The sequence below is a fragment of the Bradyrhizobium archetypum genome (assembly GCF_013114835.1).
GTDB lineage: Bacteria > Pseudomonadota > Alphaproteobacteria > Rhizobiales > Xanthobacteraceae > Bradyrhizobium > Bradyrhizobium archetypum.
Map to the genome: position 1 here is coordinate 790,850 of NZ_JAAVLW010000001.1, position 19,433 is coordinate 810,282.

Sequence of the window (19,433 nt, forward strand, 5' to 3'; positions counted from 1 at the left end):
GGCGCGCTGCGGAAGCACCATCGAGAATTTGTGACAGATCTATTTTATTTTCGCAGGCACGCCCATCGTCGAGGACGTTGGTCAGTTTCGTGTCAGAAATGGCCGGCAAATTATGGGCGGCCTAATCTCGAGCCGATCGTTCGCACCGAGAGGAGCGCCGCGTCGCCGCAGCACAATCAAGCGCTCGGCGCTCGTTCCCCGGCGCGAAGCCTATAGGTTGTCCGACGCACATCGAGGTCAGCGGCCGTCATCTGCAATCGTGCGCAAATCCCAATCCACAAACCAACCAGCAAACAGTGAGGGCCCGCTTGGGACGGAAGCGAAAAATGCTGGCAAGCGGAATTGCCAAGCACCCAACTAAGGCGGCCTTGCTAACCAATGTGGAGGCCGCCCTGGAAGGCGGCCCAAAGGTTCATTCTGATCTATGTCAGCTGACGGTCAGCTACTATGTTGATACAGCGATTCGCCTAGTGCGGTTCAGTTTTGTCGGTCGGAATCCGTAGTTCTGCAGCCCGTTCTTTACGTTCCTTCTTGGAAAATTCGCGCTCTCGTCGCTCAAACGCGGCGAGCTCTTTTTGTGCCGCCTCAAGAAAACGGTCTCGTGGTGTTATTGCCAATTGAGCAGGTCCCGTCATTACACACCCTCATCGGTGGCCCGGGCTCATCCTACTCAAGTGCTGAGGCCCGGAAAAGGTTTATGACGGTAAAATTACGGACAGGCGAGCAATTCACAGGGCTGTTGTCGCCAAATGATGGTCGCCAATCGCTCGTCTGGCTACCAGATATTGCAACAGGTCCAACGTTCGCTACCCAAAATGGTTGAGTTCAGCGCTCGCGAAATGCCCACGCTACCTGATCAAACAGTGGCTGGGTGAGATAGGAACCCATACTACGATCGCCGGTCTTGATGAAGGCCTCGACCGGCATGCAACGCTGCAGAGCGCGCAACGGACTATCTCGCGGATAACGTCAACCGTCGTATTAGGCACCATAGGCTATGCCGTCTCTCCTTAACCGACGTCGCATCTTCATCGCGCATCGGCTCGAAGAAAATGACCTCTCACTTTGCCGACTGCTCTTCGAAAACTTTGACAGATACGTTCGCCACCTGACGCAACGCTTCGCGATCGGCGCCCGATGACGCCATCACGCCCATGCCGGCGGATACCGCCGACAGATAGCGCGCCAGCGCGGCAGCGTCGGCGGCCGGCTTCAGATCGCCCTCTTTCTTCGCCCTGACGAAGCGTTCGCGCAGTTGACTTTCGGTTAATGCACGGCGCGCTGCGAGTTCGAAGGGAACGTTCTCCGAACCCGTACCGCACGCAAGACCGCCTTGCACGAGCAGGCAACCGGGCGGATTATCGGGATCGGTTTGGCTGTCTGCGGTACCCATGAGCATCCGCTCCGCGACATCGCGGGCAGTTGGCGCGCTCAAAACCTGCTCCATCCAGGCCGCACGTTTGGCCGTGTACCGGTCGAGAGCGGCCTTCAGAAGGCCTTCCTTATTCCCAAAAGCCGCATAAAGGCTCGGCGGGTTAATGCCCATCGCCTCGGTAAGCTGAGCAATGGTTGCGCCCTCATAGCCATTTCTCCAGAAGACCTCCATCGCCTGATCCAATGCGGCATCGGCGTCGAATTCTCTGGGGCGTCCCATGGCCATTCGCGTTACTCCCTTGAAGCCGACGCCGTTTTCCGCTCGGCGTTCTTTCCTCTAACCTTCTGATTTCTCGTGATTCTTTTATTTGATTTCCAGTGCTGCGGCTTGCGATATAAGATTTTCGTAGTGTGCAGTACATAAGTATCTTGCAGACTGCCGTCCAGCTCCACATCTGTAGCGAACACTACAATTATGGAGCGCGCAAATGCCCCCATCCGACAAGACCACCCCTTTTAGCCGATTCCGACGCATTGTCGGCGGCGTTGCCGTTATCGGCGCCCTCGTGGCGGCCGGTTCGATCGCGAGCGGCCGCTATTTTCATGCGGCCCAGGCGACCACAGGGACCGCACCCGAGCAAGCCGTCTCTGTCACGATCTCGGTAATCGAGCCGCGCCGGACCGCGCTGTGGGATGACTTTTCTGGACGTCTCGAAGCCGTCAACCGCGTCGAGCTTCGCCCACGCGTCGCGGGCGCGATCCTGTCGGCCAATTTTGCCGAGGGTGCGCTCGTGAAAGCCGGCGACGTCCTGTTCAAGATTGATCCGGCGCCCTACGCCGCCGAAGTGGATAAGGCAAGCGCGCAGCTCGAGGCAGCAAAGGCGCGTGCGATCTTCACTGCCAGCGAAGTTGAGCGCGGCGCGCAGCTTGTTGGCAACGCCGTCGTCACGCGGCGCGATTTCGATCAGCGCGACAATGCCAATCGCGAAGCGATCGCCAATGTGAAGGCCGCCGAAGCGACGCTGCAGACTGCAAAGCTCAATCTAAACTACACTGAGGTCCGCGCGCCCGTCGATGGCCGCGTCGGCAAGATCGAGGTGACCGTCGGAAATCTCGTGGCCGCAGGAACAGCCTCGCCGGTCCTGACCTCTCTGGTTTCTGTCAACCCGATCTATGCGAGTTTCGATGCGGACGAAGAGATCGTGCTGCGGGCGCTGAATTCCATTGCAGATAGTTCGGGCAAGCGCGGCAATCTTGATCAAATACCCGTCGAGATGACCACCTCTGGCGGCACATCGGCCAAAGGCCATATCCAGTTGATCGACAATCAGGTCAATGGTCAGAGCGGCACGATACGCGTCCGCGCGGTATTCCCGAACGATGATGGCCGCCTCATCCCCGGCCAGTTTGCGCGGGTGCGGATGGGCCAGCCGCAGCAACAGACGCTGGTGATGATCGACGAGCGAGCCATCGGCACCGATCAGGACAAGAAGTTCGTTATGGTGGTCAGCGACGACAACCGCGCGATCTATCGCGGAATAACGCTCGGGGGCTCCGTCGATGGACTGCGCATCGTGACGGGCGGCCTAAAATCCGGTGACCGCATCGTCGTCAATGGGCTGCAACGGGTACGCCCGGGCGCACTCCTGAAGACCGAAATTGCGGCGATGGGCTCGCGTGGGCCACAGCAAGCATCGAACGACAGCAGCCAGCAAATCGCGCAGCGCTAACTACCCGCAGCGCTTGGGGCATCGCAATGAATCTCTCAAAATTCTTCATCGACCGGCCGATTTTTGCCGGCGTGCTTTCGATCGTGATCTTTTTGGCCGGCCTGATCTCGCTCTTCGCCATGCCGATCTCGGAGTATCCGGACGTCGTACCGCCCTCCGTGGTGGTGCGCGCGACCTACCCTGGCGCCAATCCGAAGGTGATCGCGGAAACAGTGGCAACGCCGATCGAAGAGCAGATCAACGGCATCGAGAACATGCTCTATATGAGCAGTCAGGCAACCACTGACGGCGCGATGACGCTGACAGTGACGTTCCGCCTCGGCACCGATCCCGACAAGGCGACGCAGCTTGTGCAGAACCGCGTGCAGCAGGCAGAGCCGCGCCTGCCGGCGGTCGTTCGCCAGCTCGGCATTATTACCAAGAAGAGCTCGCCCGACCTAACGATGGTCGTGCACCTGCTGTCGCCGAACAATCGCTACGACATGACTTATCTCCGCAATTACGCGGTGCTGAACGTCAAGGACCGCCTTGCGCGGATCGACGGCGTCGGTGATGTCCAGCTCTACGGCGCCGGGGACTACTCGATGCGCGTCTGGGTCGATCCGCAGAAGGCCGCCGAGCACGGCCTGACCGCAAGCGACATCGTGAGGGCGATCCAGGCGCAGAACGTCGAGGCCGCCGCCGGCGTGGTTGGCTCCTCACCGAGCGTCAAGGGCATCGACCTTCAGATGTCGGTCAACGCCGAAGGTCGGCTCGCAAGTGAGGAGCAGTTCGGCGACATCGTGGTCAAGACCGGCTCGCGTGGCGAGGTGGAGCGGCTGCGCGATGTTGCGCGCATCGAATTAGGTGCGTCCCAATACGGCCTGCGCTCGCTGCTCGACAACAAGCAGGCGGTGGCGATCCCGATCTTCCAGGCGCCGGGCTCCAACGCGCTCCAGATCTCCGACCGCGTCCGCGCCACCATGGCCGAGATCAAGAAGAACATGCCCGAGGGCGTATCCTACCAGATCGTCTACGACCCCACGCAGTTCGTGCGCTCGTCGATCGAGGCGGTGATCCATACGCTGCTGGAAGCGATCGCGCTGGTGGTACTGGTGGTCATCCTGTTCCTCCAGACCTGGCGGGCCTCCATCATTCCGCTCCTGGCCGTGCCGGTGTCGATCGTCGGCACATTTGCCGTGATGCACGTGTTCGGCTTCTCCATCAATGCGCTTAGCCTGTTCGGCCTGGTGCTCGCGATCGGCATCGTCGTCGACGACGCGATCGTCGTGGTCGAGAATGTCGAGCGCAACATCGAGGCCGGGCTGTCGCCGCGAGACGCCACCTATCAGGCAATGCGGGAAGTCTCCGGCCCCATCATCGCGATCGCACTGGTCTTGATTGCCGTATTCGTTCCCCTCGCCTTCATCTCCGGCCTCACCGGGCAATTCTACAAGCAGTTCGCGCTGACGATCGCGATCTCGACCGTGATCTCCGCGGTCAATTCGCTGACGCTGTCGCCGGCACTGTCGGCGTTGCTGCTCAAGGGCCACAATGAGCCCAAGGACAGGCTGACGCTCATTCTGGAAAAAGGTTTCGGCTGGTTCTTCCGCGGCTTCAACCGAGCCTTCGCGCGCTCTTCGGAGAATTATGGCGGCAGCGTCTCCAAAGTGATCTCCGGCAAGGCGGCGGTGATGGGCGTCTATGTGCTCCTGATCGGCCTGACCGCCCTGCTCTTCCAGCAGGTGCCAAGCGGCTTCGTCCCAGGCCAGGACAAGCAGTACCTCGTCGGCTTCGCACGCCTGCCCGACGGGGCCACGCTCGACCGCACCGAAGACGTCATCCGCAAGATGAGCGACATTGCGCTGACGCAGCCCGGCGTCGAGAGCTCGGTGGCGTTTCCCGGCCTTTCGATCTCCGGCTTCACCAACTCCTCCAACGCCGGAATCGTGTTCTCCACGCTGAAGCCGTTCGACGAGCGCAGGGATCCCGCGTTGAGTGGCCCCGCGATCGCGGCCGAGCTGAACAAGAAATATGCCGGGATCCAGGAAGCTTTCATCGCCATGTTCCCGCCGCCGCCGGTCAACGGGCTCGGCACCATCGGTGGCTTCAAGCTCCAGATCGAGGACCGCGCCGGCCTCGGCTATGACGCGCTGAACGAGGCGACCAAGGCGTTCATGGCCGCGATGCAGAAGGCACCGGAAATCGCCGGCGTCTTCTCGAGCTTCCAGGTCAACGTGCCACAGTTGTTCGCCGATATTGACCGCACTAAGGCCTTGCAGCTTGGCGTCCCCGTGACCGAGGTCTTCAACACGCTGCAGATCTATCTGGGCTCATACTACGTCAACGACTTCAACAAGTTCGGCCGCACCTATTCAGTCTATGTTCAGGCTGACGCGCCGTTCCGTGCACGGGCTGACGACATCCGGCAACTGAAGGTGCGCTCCGCATCCGGCGACATGATCCCGCTCTCAGCGCTGCTGAAGATTCGCCAGAGCGCCGGGCCTGAGCGCGCGATCCGTTACAACGGGTTCCTGTCTTCCGACATTAACGCCGCCGCGGCACCTGGCTATTCCTCGGGACAAGCGCAGGCCGCCGCCGAGCGTATCGCCGCTGAAGTACTGCCGCCCGGCTTTGCTTTCGAATGGACCGACCTGACTTATCAGGAATTCATCGCAGGCAATTCCGGCATCTGGGTCTTCCCGCTGGCGATTCTGCTGGTGTTCCTGGTTCTGGCAGCGCTCTACGAGAGCCTCACCTTGCCCCTCTCGATCATCATGATCGTACCGATGGGGCTGCTTGCCGCGATGTTCGGCGTCTGGATGTCGAAGGGAGACAATAACGTCTTCACCCAGATCGGGTTGATCGTGCTGGTGGGATTGTCCGCCAAGAACGCGATTCTTATCGTCGAATTCGCACGCGAGCTGGAATTCGCAGGCCGTTCGCCGATTCGTGCCGCAATCGAGGCGAGCCGCCTGCGGCTGCGTCCGATCCTGATGACCTCGATGGCGTTCATCATGGGCGTCTTGCCCCTGGTGCTCTCGACCGGTGCCGGTTCGGAAATGCGCCGAGCCATGGGCGTTGCCGTCTTCTCTGGCATGATCGGCGTTACGGTGTTTGGCCTGTTCCTGACACCCGTGTTCTACGTTCTTTTGCGCACCGTCACGGGACTGAAGCCACTGACAAACCATTCCGCCAGTGGGGCTGCCAGTCACGCGCCGGAGGCCAGCCCCTGATGAAACGTCGGGGTTGCCCGGAAGCGCCAAGTTGTGCACGTTCAACAGGTCCCTTTGCCTTGCGAATTCCGGCCTGCTCCGCTCTAAATTAACCCAGCGAAGCGTCTGCGTGGCCTTGCGCCGCGAAAGATGCTCGTTCGTCAAAGGGACCAGTCATGTCTATCGACACTCAGGCCGCCACCAATCGCCTCATTCGCTTCCTCGCTGTCGAGGGCGTTACTGGAAGAGAGGCAGCGATCGGGCGCGAGCTAGCTGCGGCGCTGCAGAAAAGCGGCGTCCCGGCGGACGCGATCCGCCTCGACGACGCCAATACACGCATTCCCGTGCCGACGGAGACCGGCAACCTCATTGTCGACCTGCCCGGCCGCGGCGCGATGCACAACCAGCCGCGGATCATGTTCATGACCCACATGGACACCGTGCCGCTGTGCGCCGGCGCCAAGCCGAAGCTAACGGGGCGCAAGATCGTCAACGAGGCGAAGACCGCGCTCGGCGGCGACAACCGCTGCGGCTGTGGCGTTCTCGTCACGCTGGCAGCCGAACTGACGAAGCAGAAGCTTGATCATCCGCCGATCACGCTCCTGTTCTGCGTGCGCGAGGAGAGCGGGCTCTGGGGGGCGCGCCACGTCAAGACCCACGACCTCGGCTCGCCGGTCATGGCCTTCAACTACGACGGCGGCTCTGCCTCCAATGTCACCATCGGGGCCGTCGGTGCGGATCGCTGGCAGGTCGAGATTTTCGGCCGTGCCTCGCATGCCGGCGTCGCGCCGGAGCGCGGGATCAGTTCGACCATGATCCTTGCGCTTGCGCTCGCCGACGTAAAGGCCGGCGGCTGGTTTGGCAAGGTGGTCAAGGGCAAACGGCAAGGCACGAGCAATGTGGGTCCCGTCACCGGCGGCGACGGACGGCCGGCCGGTGACGCGACCAATGTCGTGACCGACTATGTGCACGTGCGCGGAGAAAGCCGCAGCCACGATGCGAAGTTTTTCAGGGAGATCACCAAGGCCTACAAGGCCGCGTTCGAAAAGGCCGCGAAGCGCGTCAAGAACAGCGACGGCAAGTCAGGCCGCGTAAAGTTCAAGGCCGAGACCGACTATTATCCGTTCCGCATGAAGGAAAGCCTGCCGGTCGTGAAACGCGCGGTCGCCGCGGTCTCCGCTATCGGCAAAACGCCAACCATCCGCGCCGCGAGTGGCGGCCTGGACGCGAACTGGATGGTCCGCCACGGTGTTCCGACCGTGACCTTCGGTGCAGGGCAAAACGAGCCGCACACGATTGACGAATGGATCAATCTCGACGAGTACGACCGGGCATGCATGCTCGCAGTACAACTTGCGACCATGCGATGAGCTGCTTGTACCCTAAGCTCCCCTGCCATCCCGTTTGCCAATCACGCATCGCCATGCCGCCAGGCGCTCGGCGGGATGCTGCTTCATCCACTCGGCGAGCTGCGGCGCGCCGACCAGGCAAGACTGCACCGACACGTCCGCGAAGTCTGAGGTGGTGACGGTCTTCTCGTGGCAATTTGCCGGAGAGGAGAGACTGCAGAGCACCGCGATGATCTTAATCACCACAGGAGAGCCTCATCGGTGCGGATGGGCATTGGCGCCGCTGGCTACATGGCTTACTGGCGCCTTGTCCTGCTGCTCGCTAACTGGATCAGCCGGGGGGAAGATACCGTCATATATCGCGCGGGCCTCTCGAATTAGGCGCGCTCGCTCGCGCTCAGACTTTGGGACAAACCGAATGACTTCGCCCATATTCGCTCCAGACGTTAGTTAACGAAAGAGCCCGCGGTTGGAGAACGGGTCGTCTATCATATGACGCCAATCCTTCCATCTCGATCTATGATGCCGGCTCCAACTTTGAAGCTCTGAAGGCGGTAACGAGGAATAAAAAGCTCGTGACCGGCCTCGCCAGGCATGTCACCTGACATCTATTCAGCAGGAATGCCCAACAAGTTCACCAGGATTCACGGTAGGGGCGCACTTCCGAAAGAAACGACCAGGCCGAACGGTCCTGATGCGCGATGTGATGGATTTCCTCGGCAACCACCAGCGGCTTCGTACTACCGTTGCTCATGCGACCTCCAAACGTTCGCGAATGAATTCGAGCCGATCGTTGCCGAAGAACATTTTCGCCATTCATATGAAGGTAGGCAGGCGACAGCGCGCGCTCAGGACCGCAGTGGTTCCGGCTGTTTCAGGAGAAGAGCCTGTAATTTCCCCGAGTGGAACGTCTCCGTCATGATGTCACAGAGATCCGCCGGCGGGTTCCAGCCCATGGAGAGCGCCCCACACAGAGGGGCGCGAACATTGCATTGCATTCCAATATATAGATGATTATCGTCATATAATAAGCCGCGACCGAACAGGAGACCCATCATGACCGCCCCTTCCGATCCCGTCGTCATCCTTTCCGCCGCCCGCACGCCGCTTGGCCGTTTCATGGGCGAATTGTCCCCCTTCAGCGCGCACAAGCTCGGCGCTCGCGTGATCGGCGCCGCGCTGGATCGGGCGAAACTGGCGCCAGAGCGGATCGACGAGATTTTTATGGGCAACGTGCTGCCGGCCGGCCAGGGCCAGGCACCCGCCCGCCAGGCCGCGCGCGGCGCCGGACTGCCCGATGCCACCGGCGCCACCACCATCAACAAGGTGTGCGGCTCCGGCATGAAGGCGACCATGCTGGCCCATGACATCATCAATGCCGGCTCCGCCGCGATCGTGCTGTCGGGCGGGATGGAGAGCATGTCGAACGCGCCCTACTTGCTCGCCAAGGCGCGCGGCGGCTACCGCGCCGGGCACGACCGGATCATCGATCACATGATGATGGATGGGCTGGAAGACGCCTATGAGACCGGCCGCTCGATGGGCGATTTCGGGGAGGCCACCGCGGAGGCCTATCAGTTCACCCGCAAGGACCAGGACGCGTACGCGATCGAGACGCTGACGCGCGCACGCAAAGCGGTCGAGGGCGGCGCATTCAATGCCGAAATTGCGCCGATCACGCTGGCTGACAAGGCTGGACCACGCGTCGTCGCCAACGACGAGCATCCGCTCAAGGTCGATCCCGCCAAGATCCCCGGCCTGAAGCCGGCGTTTCGGGCCAACGGCACCATCACGCCGGCCGCTTCCTCGGCAAACGCCGACGGCGCCGCGGCGCTTATTCTGGCAAAACGTTCGCTCGCCGATCGCGACGGGCTTCCGATGCTGGCCGAGATCAAGGGCCATGCCACCCATAGCCAGGAACCGCAATGGTTCACCACGGCACCGATCCCGGCGATCAAGAAGCTGCTCGACAAGGTGGGCTGGAGCGTCGGCGATGTCGACCTGTTCGAGATCAACGAGGCCTTTGCAGTGGTGGCAATGGCCGCGCAGAAGGATCTCGGCATTGCGAGAGAAAAGCTCAACGTCAACGGCGGCGCCTGCGCGCTCGGCCATCCAATCGGCGCGACCGGCGCGCGGTTGATCGTGACGCTGTTGCATGCGCTGGAAGCGCGGAACTTGAAGCGCGGGGTCGCCGCACTTTGCATCGGTGGCGGCGAGGCTACTGCAATCGCAGTAGAGCGCATCGTCCGCTGACGGAGCAACCAGGTGGAGCATACTCCACACTCAAGCTGCCGGCACCGTTCTGATGCAGGCCCAGGAAGCATTTCCGACGGTCCACCTGGGGCCTGCTGCCGATGGTCTTTCGGGTAACGCGTCGCCTGTTCCGAGATAACCCAAATCATATTGGATGATCATCATCATATACAACAAACGAATTCCGCGGAACGGATCCTTGGTCTACGCCTCGGTCCTGAAAGGCCGGTCAGCGATACTGACGTCCAGATTGAACGCAGGCTATTGCCCGACGAATACGGGCTTGCGCTTGTCGACGAAGGCGCGCACCGCTTCCTTGTGATCCGTCGTTCGCGCGGACCGGATCATGTATTCCGCTTATCGCGCCGATTCCGCGGCGATTCGAATGTCACAGGCGAGCGCGAGTGCAAGTCCTGCGCCTGCCGCAGTTCCGGGAAGCGCTGCGATCGTCGGCTTCTGCAATCCCACCAACGCACCCGTGAGGGTGCGCTGCTTGATGCGCAAGTCGGCGATCCGCTCATCGATCGGCGCGGCGGCCTTGGCGGCATTGCTCCCCATACCCTTGACGTCACCGCCGGCGCAAAAGGCCGACCCGGCACCGGTGATGAGCAATGCGCCGACGCTAGTATCGCCGCCGCACTGCCTGATCATGCGCCGCAGCGCGGGCGTCAATTGATCGGACAACGCGTTGCGCGCCTCGGGCCGGTTCAGCGTGATCAGCGCGACGCGGTTCCGGATTTCACACAGCAACTCACCTGTGCCGGTATCGACTCGATGCGATCTTCGGCCATTCGCGCTGCTCCCGTCGTGCCTTCACGCGACCTTCAGGGCTGCCTCACTATCGGCGTCCAGGAATCCCGTCAGCCGGCTTCTGATCAGCCACTCGGCTTCCGCCATGATGCGATCGATCAATTCTTTCACCGTCGGAATGTCGTGAATGAGCCCAACGACCATGCCGCAGCTCCAGGCGCCCGCGTCCATGTCGCCCTCGATCATCACCTTGGGATAGACGCCCGCCACCTGGTCGTGGATGTCGTCGATCTTCAGGCCCTTGCCTTTCTCTCGTTCAATCTCGAGCAGGTGCTCGACGCCCTTGTTGTTCAAGACACGTTCGGTATTCCGCAGCGCGCGCATCACCAGGCGCGTGTCGAGCTCCGACGCCTTAACCAGCGCATTCTTGACGTTTTCGTGCACCGGCGCTTCCTTGGTGGCAATAAAGCGCGTGCCCATGTTCATGCCGGCGGCGCCCATCGCCAAGGCCGCAACCAGATTGCGCGCGTCTGCCATACCGCCGGAGGCAACGAACGGTATCTTTAGTTCCTCGGCCGCGCGCGGCAACAGGATCATGTTGGGCATGTCGTCCTCGCCGGGATGACCGCCACATTCGAAGCCGTCGACACTGACGGCGTCACAGCCGATCTGTTCGGCCTTCAGCGAATGCCGGACCGACGTGCATTTGTGGATCACCTTGATGCCACCTGCCTTGAGGGCCGGCATGTACTGTTCGGGGCTGCGGCCGGCGGTTTCGACGATTTTGACGCCGCCTTCCTTGATGGCCGCGATATACTCGGGATAAGGCGGCGCGCTGAAAGTCGGCAGAAACGTCAGGTTCACACCGAACGGCTTATCTGTCATATCGTGGCAACGCGCGATCTCCTTGGCCAATAGTTCCGGCGTTCGTTGCGTCAGGCCCGTGATGATTCCCAGCCCGCCGGCATTCGAAACCGCGGCCGCGAGTTCGGCGAACCCCACATAGTGCATTCCGCCCTGGATGATCGGATGTTCAATGCCGAACATCTCGGTAATTGCTGTCTTCACGAATACCTCCGATTTGTTGTCGCGCTTTCGCTCAATGGACCATTTCGAACAGCCCGGCCGCCCCCATGCCGCCACCGATGCACATGGTCACTACACCGTATTTGGCCTTCCGGCGGCGCCCCTCTATCAACACGTGGCCGGCAAGGCGCGCTCCGGTCATTCCGTAGGGATGGCCCATCGAGATCGAACCGCCGTTGACGTTGAGCTTTTCAGGATCGATCCCGAGCTTGTCGCGGCAATAGATTACCTGAACGGCATAGGCTTCGTTCAGCTCCCACAAATCGATGTCATCGATCTTCAGGCCGTGACGCTTGAGTAGGCGCGGAATAGCGGCCACGGGCCCGACGCCCATTTCGTCCGGTTCGACTCCGGCCGCGACAAAGCCGCGAAAAATGCCAAGCGGCTTAAGGCCCTTCTTCGCGGCCAACTTGTGGCCCATAATGACGCAGGCCGACGCGCCGTCAGAAAGTTGGCTGGCGTTTCCGGCGCTGATCGTCTTGCCCTCAAACACCGGCTTGATGCGGGCAAGACCCTCTGCTGTCGTTTCCGGCCGCGGTCCCTCATCCTTGGTCAGCGTGATATCCTTGAACGACACCTGGTTGGTGTCCTTGTCCATGACGGCCATCCTGGTCCTGAACGGGACGATCTCGTCGTTGAAGCGCCCGCCCTGGAGAGCCGCCGCCGTGCGGCGCTGACATTCGAGGCTGTACTCGTCCTGGCGCTCACGCGAAATCTTGTACCGCTCCGCAACGACCTCGGCGGTATCCAGCATCGACATGTATATTTCCGGCTTTATAGCCATCAACTCATCGTCAATCGCATGAAACTTGTTCATGTGCTCGTTCTGAACGAGGCTGATCGACTCCGCCCCCCCGGCAACCGCGACCTCGACGCCGTCGAACATGACCGAACGCGCGGCGACTGCGATCGCCTGCAGACCGGAAGCACATTGGCGGTCAATCGTCGTGCCGGCGACCGTCACCGGCAGGCCGGCACGGATTGCTCCCTTGCGGGCCACGTTCATCACCATAGTGCCCTGCTGCATCGCGCAGCCCATCACCACGTCCTCGACCTCTCCCGGTTCGATCCTCGCGCGCTTGACCGCTTCGGCGATCACGTGACCGGCCATCGTCGGACCTTCGGTGCTGTTAAGCGCACCGCGATATGCCTTGCCGATGCCCGTGCGTGCAGTTGAAACGATCACCGCTTCAGTCATGGTTACTCTCCGTTGAGCGCGACCCGCGCATGCAGTTGAATTAGCTCTGCTGCGCGTAGCGCATCAGATGATAGGCAGGATCGCCGAACTGGACGTTGATGGAGCTTATTCGTTTGAAGTAATGACCGACGTTCAACTCGTCGCTCATGCCCATGCCGCCGTGCAATTGCACCGCTTGCTCTGCGATAAAGCGCGCGGCGTAGCCAACCTTCGACTTCGCGCCGGACGCCAGCTTCGATCCATTTGGCTCTTGCGCAGCGAGGCTGAGGTTCAGATGCTGGGTGAGCGAAATCGCCTCTTCGAGCGCGATGAACATGTCGACCATGCGGTGCTGCAACACCTGAAAGGTCCCGAGAGCGACCCCGAACTGCTTGCGCGCTTTACTATATTCCAGCGTGGCGGAATTCAGCACCGACATCGCGCCGACTGCTTCGGCGCACAGGGCAGCGATAGCTCGGTCGCGGCAGGCCTCCAGAGCAGCGACTCCCCAGCCTTCAAGGCCCAGCAATTGGCCGGCGGGCACTTCCACGTTCATCAGTGTGAGTTCCGCGGCACGCCGACCGTCGATCGTCTTGAAGCTCTGCAAGTGAAGATTGGCGGCATGACGATCGATCACGAAAAGACTCACGCCAAAGCGATCGCGCTGTCCGCCCGAAGTGCGCGCCGAGACGATCAGCCTGTCGGCCCACGGTGCGCCAATCACCGCAGCCTTGGTCCCACTCAAGACAAAATTATCTCCGTGACGACGCGCGGTCGTGGTGACGTTGTTGAAATCATAGCGTGATCGTCCCTCGGCCCAGGCAAGCGTCCATATCGCCTCGCCTTCCATGATCTTGGGCAGGAAGGTCTGGCGCTGCTCGGGCGAACCGACGTCCTCGATCAGGCCGCCGGCGAGGACAACCGTCTCAAAATACGGCTCGACGACGAGGTTGCGGCCGAATTCCTGCATCACGATCATCGTGGCAAGCGAGCCGCCACCAAGCCCGCCCGAGCTTTCCTGGAACGGCGCAGCGCAGAGCCCGAGGTCGGCGAAGGATTTCCAGTGCCTGCGGCTCCAGCCTTCATCGGTCGCAACGATCTTGCGCCGCTCGTCGAAATCGTACTGCTCGCGCAGGAGGCGTTGGATGATGGAACGGAGCAATTCCTGTTCTTCCGTCAACTGAATGTCCATCGGATTCGCTCGTGCGAATGTGATCAGAGACCCAGCACTGCTTTTGCGATGATGTTGCGCTGGATCTCGTTCGATCCGCCATAAATGCTGAGCTTGCGGGAGTTCAGGTACTTCTCGGTCGCGGTGTGTCCATAATCGGGTCCCGGCATGAAGCGGTTGGCGCTTACCGGGTGCTCACGGATGGCCAGACCGTAATTGCCGATCGCCTGGTGCATCAGATCGGTAATGCGCTGGAATATCTCAGTGCCCCGGATCTTGAACAGCGAGGCGGCCGGTCCGGGGTCGATGCCGCGTGACATCTGCGCGATGATGCGCAGTTCGGTTGCCTCCAGCGCCAGCACGTCGAGCTCGACGCGCGCGATCTCCTTGATCAACTCGCCGAATGTCGGATCGTCTTCGCCGATTTCGGTCTTCACGACATGCTTGAGACGCTTCAGATAGCGCGTCGAACGGCCGATCCCCGCCATGCTGGTCCGCTCGTTGCCGAGCAGAAACTTCGCGTAGGTCCAGCCCTTGTTCTCCTCGCCGATCAAATTCTCCACGGGGACGCGCACGTCCTCGAGGAACACGTCGTTGACCTCGTGCGATCCGTCGATCGTAATGATCGGCCGGACGGTAACGCCCGGCGATTTCATATCGATCAACAGAAAGGAAATACCTGCCTGAGGCTTCGCGCCAGGGTCCGTTCGCACCAGGCAGAAAATCCAGTCGGCATGCTGGGCGAGCGTCGTCCAGGTTTTGTGGCCGTTGACGATGTAGTGATCGCCATCCCGCACCGCCTTGGTGCGGACCGAGGCGAGGTCGGAGCCGGCGCCCGGCTCGGAATAGCCCTGGCACCACCAGTCGTCACCGGAGAGAATCCGCGGCAGAAACTTCTTCTTCTGCGCATCGTTGCCGAAGGTGTAGATGACCGGACCGACCATGGTGACGCTGAATGCGAGCGGCGGCAGCGTTCCGGCGCGCGAAGTCTCCTGCTCAAAGATGAATCGCTGCGTGACCGACCAGCCCGGGCCGCCATATTCCTTGGGCCAGAGCGGCGCGACCCAACCCTTCTTGTGGAGGATGCGATGCCAGAGCAGCGACTGCTCCTTGGTCAAATCGGTCTCGGGGTTTGGAACGCGCATTTCCTGCGGATAATTCGTCGCAATAAAAGCGCGCACCTCATCACGAAACGCAGCATCCTCGCTGGAAAGGTCGAGATCCATGTTGCGATGCTCCTGTTACCACTTCTCGCCGAAGGGACGGATTTCCAGCTCGAAGGTCCAGGCGCTGCGCGGCTGCTGATAGAGCAGCCAATAGGATTCCGCGACCGAGGATGGCGGCATCAAGAGATCGGGATTATCCAGAGCATTCGGGCCAAGTGCCTCGATCCGCCGCTGGCGTACCCATTCAGTGTCGACGCCGGAATCGATGATGAGATGCGCCACGTGGATGTTCTTGGGCCCCAACTCGCGCGCCGCCGCCTGTGCCACGGCCCGCAGACCAAACTTGGCACTGGCAAAGGCGGCATAGCCGATCCCACCGCGCAGGCTCGCCGTCGCTCCGGTGAAGAAGATATTGCCCCTGCCTCGCGGAAGCATCAGGCGCGCGGCTTCGCGGCCGGCGAGAAAGCCGGAATAGCAGGCCATCTCCCAGACCTTGCGGAACACGCGCTCGGTGGTTTCCAGAATCGGAAAGTTGACGTTTGCGCCGATGTTGAAGATGCAAACCTCAAGTGGCGCATGCTTGTCGGCATCGCCGAGGAATGAAATGATCTCCTCCTCCTTGCGCGCATCGAGCGAGCGCGCGTGGATTTCGCCGCCGGCCTTCTCGATCTCCTTCACGAGCGGTTCGAGCTTGGCACCGTTGCGTCGTCCCGCAAACACCGTGAAGCCCTCTGAGGCGAACTTCTTTGCGATCTCGCCGCCGATATAGTCACCGGCGCCGATCACGGCCACGGTTGCGTTTCTCTTTTGCAAAGCCCTTCTCCCGGTCAAGTTAAGTGAGTTCGTCGTTGGAGTTTCACCGGCTGCCTCGCCGCAACTCGGTCGCCGCGCCAGCATTGCGCGAGCTCATGCTCCCGTGTCTTGTCGGTTGAGCGACCCGGCAAGACGGCGACGACGACGATTTTCGGCGGCCGAATGTAGGAGGTGAGCCTAGGCTTGATGGAGTTCAACATACGATCGCCCGCTCGCACGCCGAGCGAGGAGAGAACGTTGGCGATCTCGGTGACCCGCCTATCGAGGTCACCATAGCTCCAGGCCATGCCGTCTTCGACCAGAGCGATTTGGCCCGGAGTCTTGTCGACATAATCCGCCATCACTTCGTGGATGCGGCGCGGCAGCCCTGCAGCAATCTCATCGATATCGATCGCCGATGAAAGACCCGCCACCACCCAACCTCCCGAACAACGAACGTCGCCCTGGTTTGTTCACAGTGCGCTCGATTTCGATCTAACGTTCTTTTTTAGAACTCGTCAATCGCAAAATCAGTTTTGGACGCTGACGGCGAAAATTGGCCAGCTATGCTGCCATACCCATAGCCCATGGAAAAGTTCGTTTACAGCGCGGCTGATCAAGGATACACATCGGTATCAAATAAGAACTTATGGGGAGAGATGAACATGGCGGGAGAGCGCGGCGTTGCAATCCTTGTCGGCGCAGGCGACGCGATCGGCGCAGCCGTCGCGCGGCGTTTTGCCAAAGGCGGTTATACGGTTTGTATCTGCCGACGTGACGCAGCCAAATCCCAAGGATTAGTGGAGGAACTCACCGCTGCCGGCTACCGTATCCACGCTTTCAGCATCGATGCTCGTCAGGAAGCCGACGTTCAAAAGCTTTTTTCCGACGTCGAAAGCAACATCGGACCGATCGAGGTCTGCCTTTTCAATGCCGGATCGAATGTCAACAAGCCCCTCGTGGAGACCACGCAAAAGCTGTTCTTCAAGGCCTGGGAACTGGCCTGCTACGCCGGATTCCTGGTCGGACGCGAGGCTACGCGCGTTATGCTGCCGCGCGGACGCGGCACGATCTTTTTTACCGGCGCGACCGCCAGTATCCGTGGCGGACCGGGATTTGCGGCGTTTTCATCGGCGAAGTTCGGCCTTCGCGCGGTCGCCCAGGCGATGGCGCGCGAACTGGGACCGAAGAATATCCACGTCGTCCATCTCATCATCGACGCCGGCGTCGATAGCGAAGCCATTCATCAGCGCATGAAAGCGGCCAAAGGGATCGAGCCAAGCGAGATTCCACCGGACAGCCTGACGAAGACGTCTTCCATCGCCGAGGCCTATTGGTTCACGCATCAGCAGAGCCGGGACGGCTGGACCCATGAACTCGATCTTCGTCCATCCGTGGAGACATGGTGATGAGCGCAACACCTGACCTAACGCTGTGGGGCGTTGGAACAAGCCGCACCATTCGTCCGCACTGGGCCATGCACGAGCTTGGCTTGTCCTACAAGGTCAAGCCGATCGGGCCGCGGACAGGCGAGACCAAGACGGCCGAATACACCAAGCTCAATCCCCGCCAGAAGATTCCCCTGCTGCAGGACGGCGACTTCTGCATTGGCGAGAGCGCCGCGATCGTTGCCTACCTGTCGCGAACCTATTCGACGCCGGAACGCTCGCTGATTCCGGAAACCCAGCGCGAGTTCGCCGCGTGGCTCGAGTGGTGCTTCTTTATCGTGGCCGAACTCGATTCCACCAGCCTTTACGTGATGCGCCGCCATCGGGCGGATGCATTGGGGCACATCTATGGAGTTGCGCCCGAAGTCGTCGCACAAGCCGGTGAATATTTCCGGCAACAGCTACGGCACGTGGAGGTCGCGCTGGCCGACGGACGGACATTCTTGATGGGTGACCAATTTACCAGCGCTGACATTCTGCTTACGACGTGCCTTGATTGGGCCATCGCTTACGGTGTCGGCATCTGCGACAATGCCGATCCCTACCTTGAGCGCATCCAGAAGCGAGACGCCTATCGAAAAGCCCGAGCGGCGAACGCTCCAGTAGCACCGATCGCGGCGGCGCCGGCGAAAGCCTGAGCACCGATCGCCCGTCGCGCGAGAGAACCTCGGCTCAGACGGCCACGCGCACGGTGCGCTCGGCGACCATCCTGTCGATGGCGCTGTCGTCATAACCCAATTCGCGCAACACCTCGCGGGAGTGCTCGCCAACGCGGGGAGCCGGCCCGCCGATCGCAGCCTCATTAATCTCGAAGCGAGCCGCGGGCTTCGGCTGCCGCACCCGTCCGACCTTCGGCTGATCGAATTCCGCGATGATGTCGCGCGCCACCACCTGTTCATTGTGGATGATTTCGCTCCGGCGCAGGATCGGCGCACAAGGCACATCGGCGGCGTCGAGGCGCTCCAGCCATTCGGCAGTGGTACGCTGGCTGATATATTCAGCCATCTTGTTGATGCGGGCCGTGGCGTTGACCGAACGCGCCGATGGGGTCGCGAATCGGGAATCCTTGGCAAGCTCAGGATCTCCGGATGCCCGGCAGAAGCCCTGCCATTCGGAATCCGAAATCGTGCCGGCGGTGATGTAGCCGTCACTGGTCTTGAACACGAGATCCGGCCGATCGTTGGGATCGGCTGCGGCGGCTTCGGCCCCCACGACCGTATACTGCATCATGCCTTCGGGCCACAGGTAGGAAATCATCGCATCCAGCATCGCGACCTGGATGTGATCGCCCTGCCCCGTTTTCTCGCGAGCATAGAGCGCTGCCGCCACAGCCTGCGCAGTGAATACGGCGGTGGTCTTGTCGCATACGATCGTGCGGATCATTTGTGGACGGTTCGTTACCGGCTGCGACTGGATATCAGCAAAACCCGACAGACCCTGAATGATCGGGTCATAGACGCGTTTCTTTACGTACGGGCCGGTATCACCGACGCCGCTGATCGAGACGTAGATCAGGCGCGGATGGCGCTGCCGCAATTCTTCTGCACCGAGTCCGAGGCGCTCCATGGTGCCCGGCCGAAAATTCTGCACCAGCACGTCAGCCTGCGCGACCAGCCTGGTGAGCACCTCACGGCCACCCGCGCTCTTGACATCGATCGACAGCGAACGCTTGCCGCGGTTCGAAGAGATGAACAGCGCGGAAAACTCGCCATCCTTGTCGATGGTGGCACGGCTGCGGCGCGTAATATCGCCGCCGATCGGCTCGATCTTCAGTACGTCGGCGCCCTGGTCCGCCAGAAACATGGTCGCGAACGGGCCCGACACCACGCCGGTCAGATCGAGGACGCGAACACCGCTAAGCGGTCCAGGCATGAGACATTCTCCCTGAGTTCACTTTTGCTTTAGGTCCCGGAATTTGGCTTCGCCACTCAACCCGGGCAGTC

General features: G+C 61.1%; 15 protein-coding genes and 1 pseudogene. 6 read left to right on the forward strand and 10 right to left on the reverse strand.

The genetic code is table 11. The annotated features are described in order from the left end of the window. Positions 1-1,060 precede the first annotated feature (1,060 nt). The gene (locus tag HCN50_RS03495; protein ID WP_171708200.1) at positions 1,061-1,660 is read right to left on the reverse strand and encodes a TetR/AcrR family transcriptional regulator; all 600 of its coding nucleotides are present in this window, start codon (positions 1,658-1,660) and stop codon (positions 1,061-1,063) included. Positions 1,661-1,862: 202 nt separating this feature from the next. Between HCN50_RS03495 and HCN50_RS03500 the strand changes: the two genes are divergently transcribed. The 3 genes from HCN50_RS03500 to HCN50_RS03510 all read left to right on the forward strand — a co-directional run bounded on the left by HCN50_RS03500 (position 1,863) and on the right by HCN50_RS03510 (position 7,668). Beyond that, positions 1,863-3,104, forward strand: coding sequence for an efflux RND transporter periplasmic adaptor subunit (locus tag HCN50_RS03500; protein WP_171708201.1), 1,242 nt, complete (start codon positions 1,863-1,865; stop codon positions 3,102-3,104). 26 nt (positions 3,105-3,130) lie between these two features. Continuing rightward, positions 3,131-6,319 carry an efflux RND transporter permease subunit gene (locus HCN50_RS03505; protein ID WP_171708202.1) on the forward strand — a complete coding sequence of 1,063 codons (3,189 nt, stop codon included), beginning with the start codon at positions 3,131-3,133 and terminating at the stop codon, positions 6,317-6,319. A 155-nt stretch (positions 6,320-6,474) separates the two neighbouring features. Next, on the forward strand, positions 6,475-7,668 hold the full coding sequence (locus HCN50_RS03510; protein ID WP_171708203.1) for a M20/M25/M40 family metallo-hydrolase: 1,194 nt from the start codon (positions 6,475-6,477) through the stop codon (positions 7,666-7,668). A 12-nt stretch (positions 7,669-7,680) separates the two neighbouring features. On the opposite strand, the gene HCN50_RS03515 is transcribed toward HCN50_RS03510, so the two are convergent. Beyond that, positions 7,681-7,890, reverse strand: coding sequence for a hypothetical protein (locus HCN50_RS03515; protein WP_171708431.1), 210 nt, complete (start codon positions 7,888-7,890; stop codon positions 7,681-7,683). Between the two features lie 813 nt (positions 7,891-8,703). Between HCN50_RS03515 and HCN50_RS03520 the strand changes: the two genes are divergently transcribed. Continuing rightward, positions 8,704-9,900: an acetyl-CoA C-acyltransferase gene (locus tag HCN50_RS03520; RefSeq protein ID WP_171708204.1), complete on the forward strand. Its 1,197-nt coding sequence runs from the start codon at positions 8,704-8,706 to the stop codon at positions 9,898-9,900. Positions 9,901-10,263: 363 nt separating this feature from the next. Here the strand turns inward: HCN50_RS03520 and HCN50_RS03525 are convergent. The 7 genes and pseudogenes from HCN50_RS03525 to HCN50_RS03555 all read right to left on the reverse strand — a co-directional run. Next, a pseudogene (locus HCN50_RS03525) lies at positions 10,264-10,650 on the reverse strand (enoyl-CoA hydratase-related protein); the annotation flags it as partial. Between the two features lie 63 nt (positions 10,651-10,713). After that, positions 10,714-11,718, reverse strand: coding sequence for an NAD(P)H-dependent flavin oxidoreductase (locus tag HCN50_RS03530; RefSeq protein ID WP_171708206.1), 1,005 nt, complete (start codon positions 11,716-11,718; stop codon positions 10,714-10,716). Positions 11,719-11,749: 31 nt separating this feature from the next. Then, positions 11,750-12,934, reverse strand: a complete 1,185-nt coding sequence (locus HCN50_RS03535; RefSeq protein ID WP_171708207.1) for an acetyl-CoA C-acyltransferase — start codon at positions 12,932-12,934, stop codon at positions 11,750-11,752. Between the two features lie 40 nt (positions 12,935-12,974). Beyond that, positions 12,975-14,105 (reverse strand): acyl-CoA dehydrogenase family protein, encoded by a 1,131-nt coding sequence (locus HCN50_RS03540; protein WP_171708208.1) that lies wholly within the window; start codon positions 14,103-14,105, stop codon positions 12,975-12,977. Positions 14,106-14,128: 23 nt separating this feature from the next. After that, a complete protein-coding gene (locus HCN50_RS03545; protein WP_171708209.1) occupies positions 14,129-15,310 on the reverse strand; it encodes an acyl-CoA dehydrogenase family protein in 1,182 nt (393 codons plus the stop codon). Positions 15,311-15,325: 15 nt separating this feature from the next. Next, positions 15,326-16,063, reverse strand: a complete 738-nt coding sequence (locus tag HCN50_RS03550; protein WP_171708210.1) for an SDR family oxidoreductase — start codon at positions 16,061-16,063, stop codon at positions 15,326-15,328. A 14-nt stretch (positions 16,064-16,077) separates the two neighbouring features. Continuing rightward, complete coding sequence (locus tag HCN50_RS03555) at positions 16,078-16,476, reverse strand: AMP-binding protein (RefSeq protein ID WP_171708211.1); 399 nt, start codon at positions 16,474-16,476, stop codon at positions 16,078-16,080. Positions 16,477-16,707: 231 nt separating this feature from the next. Here HCN50_RS03555 and HCN50_RS03560 point away from each other — a divergent pair, with 231 nt between their 5' ends. Both HCN50_RS03560 and HCN50_RS03565 read left to right on the forward strand, forming a co-directional pair. Next, on the forward strand, positions 16,708-17,451 hold the full coding sequence (locus tag HCN50_RS03560) for an SDR family NAD(P)-dependent oxidoreductase (protein WP_171708432.1): 744 nt from the start codon (positions 16,708-16,710) through the stop codon (positions 17,449-17,451). Further along, positions 17,451-18,128, forward strand: a complete 678-nt coding sequence (locus tag HCN50_RS03565; RefSeq protein WP_171708212.1) for a glutathione S-transferase family protein — start codon at positions 17,451-17,453, stop codon at positions 18,126-18,128. Before HCN50_RS03560 ends, HCN50_RS03565 begins: the two co-directional genes overlap by 1 nt. Before the next feature lie 34 nt (positions 18,129-18,162). Here HCN50_RS03565 and HCN50_RS03570 read toward each other — a convergent pair whose 3' ends face one another. After that, positions 18,163-19,362 (reverse strand): CaiB/BaiF CoA transferase family protein, encoded by a 1,200-nt coding sequence (locus HCN50_RS03570; protein WP_171708213.1) that lies wholly within the window; start codon positions 19,360-19,362, stop codon positions 18,163-18,165. Between the last annotated feature and the right edge of the window lie 71 nt (positions 19,363-19,433).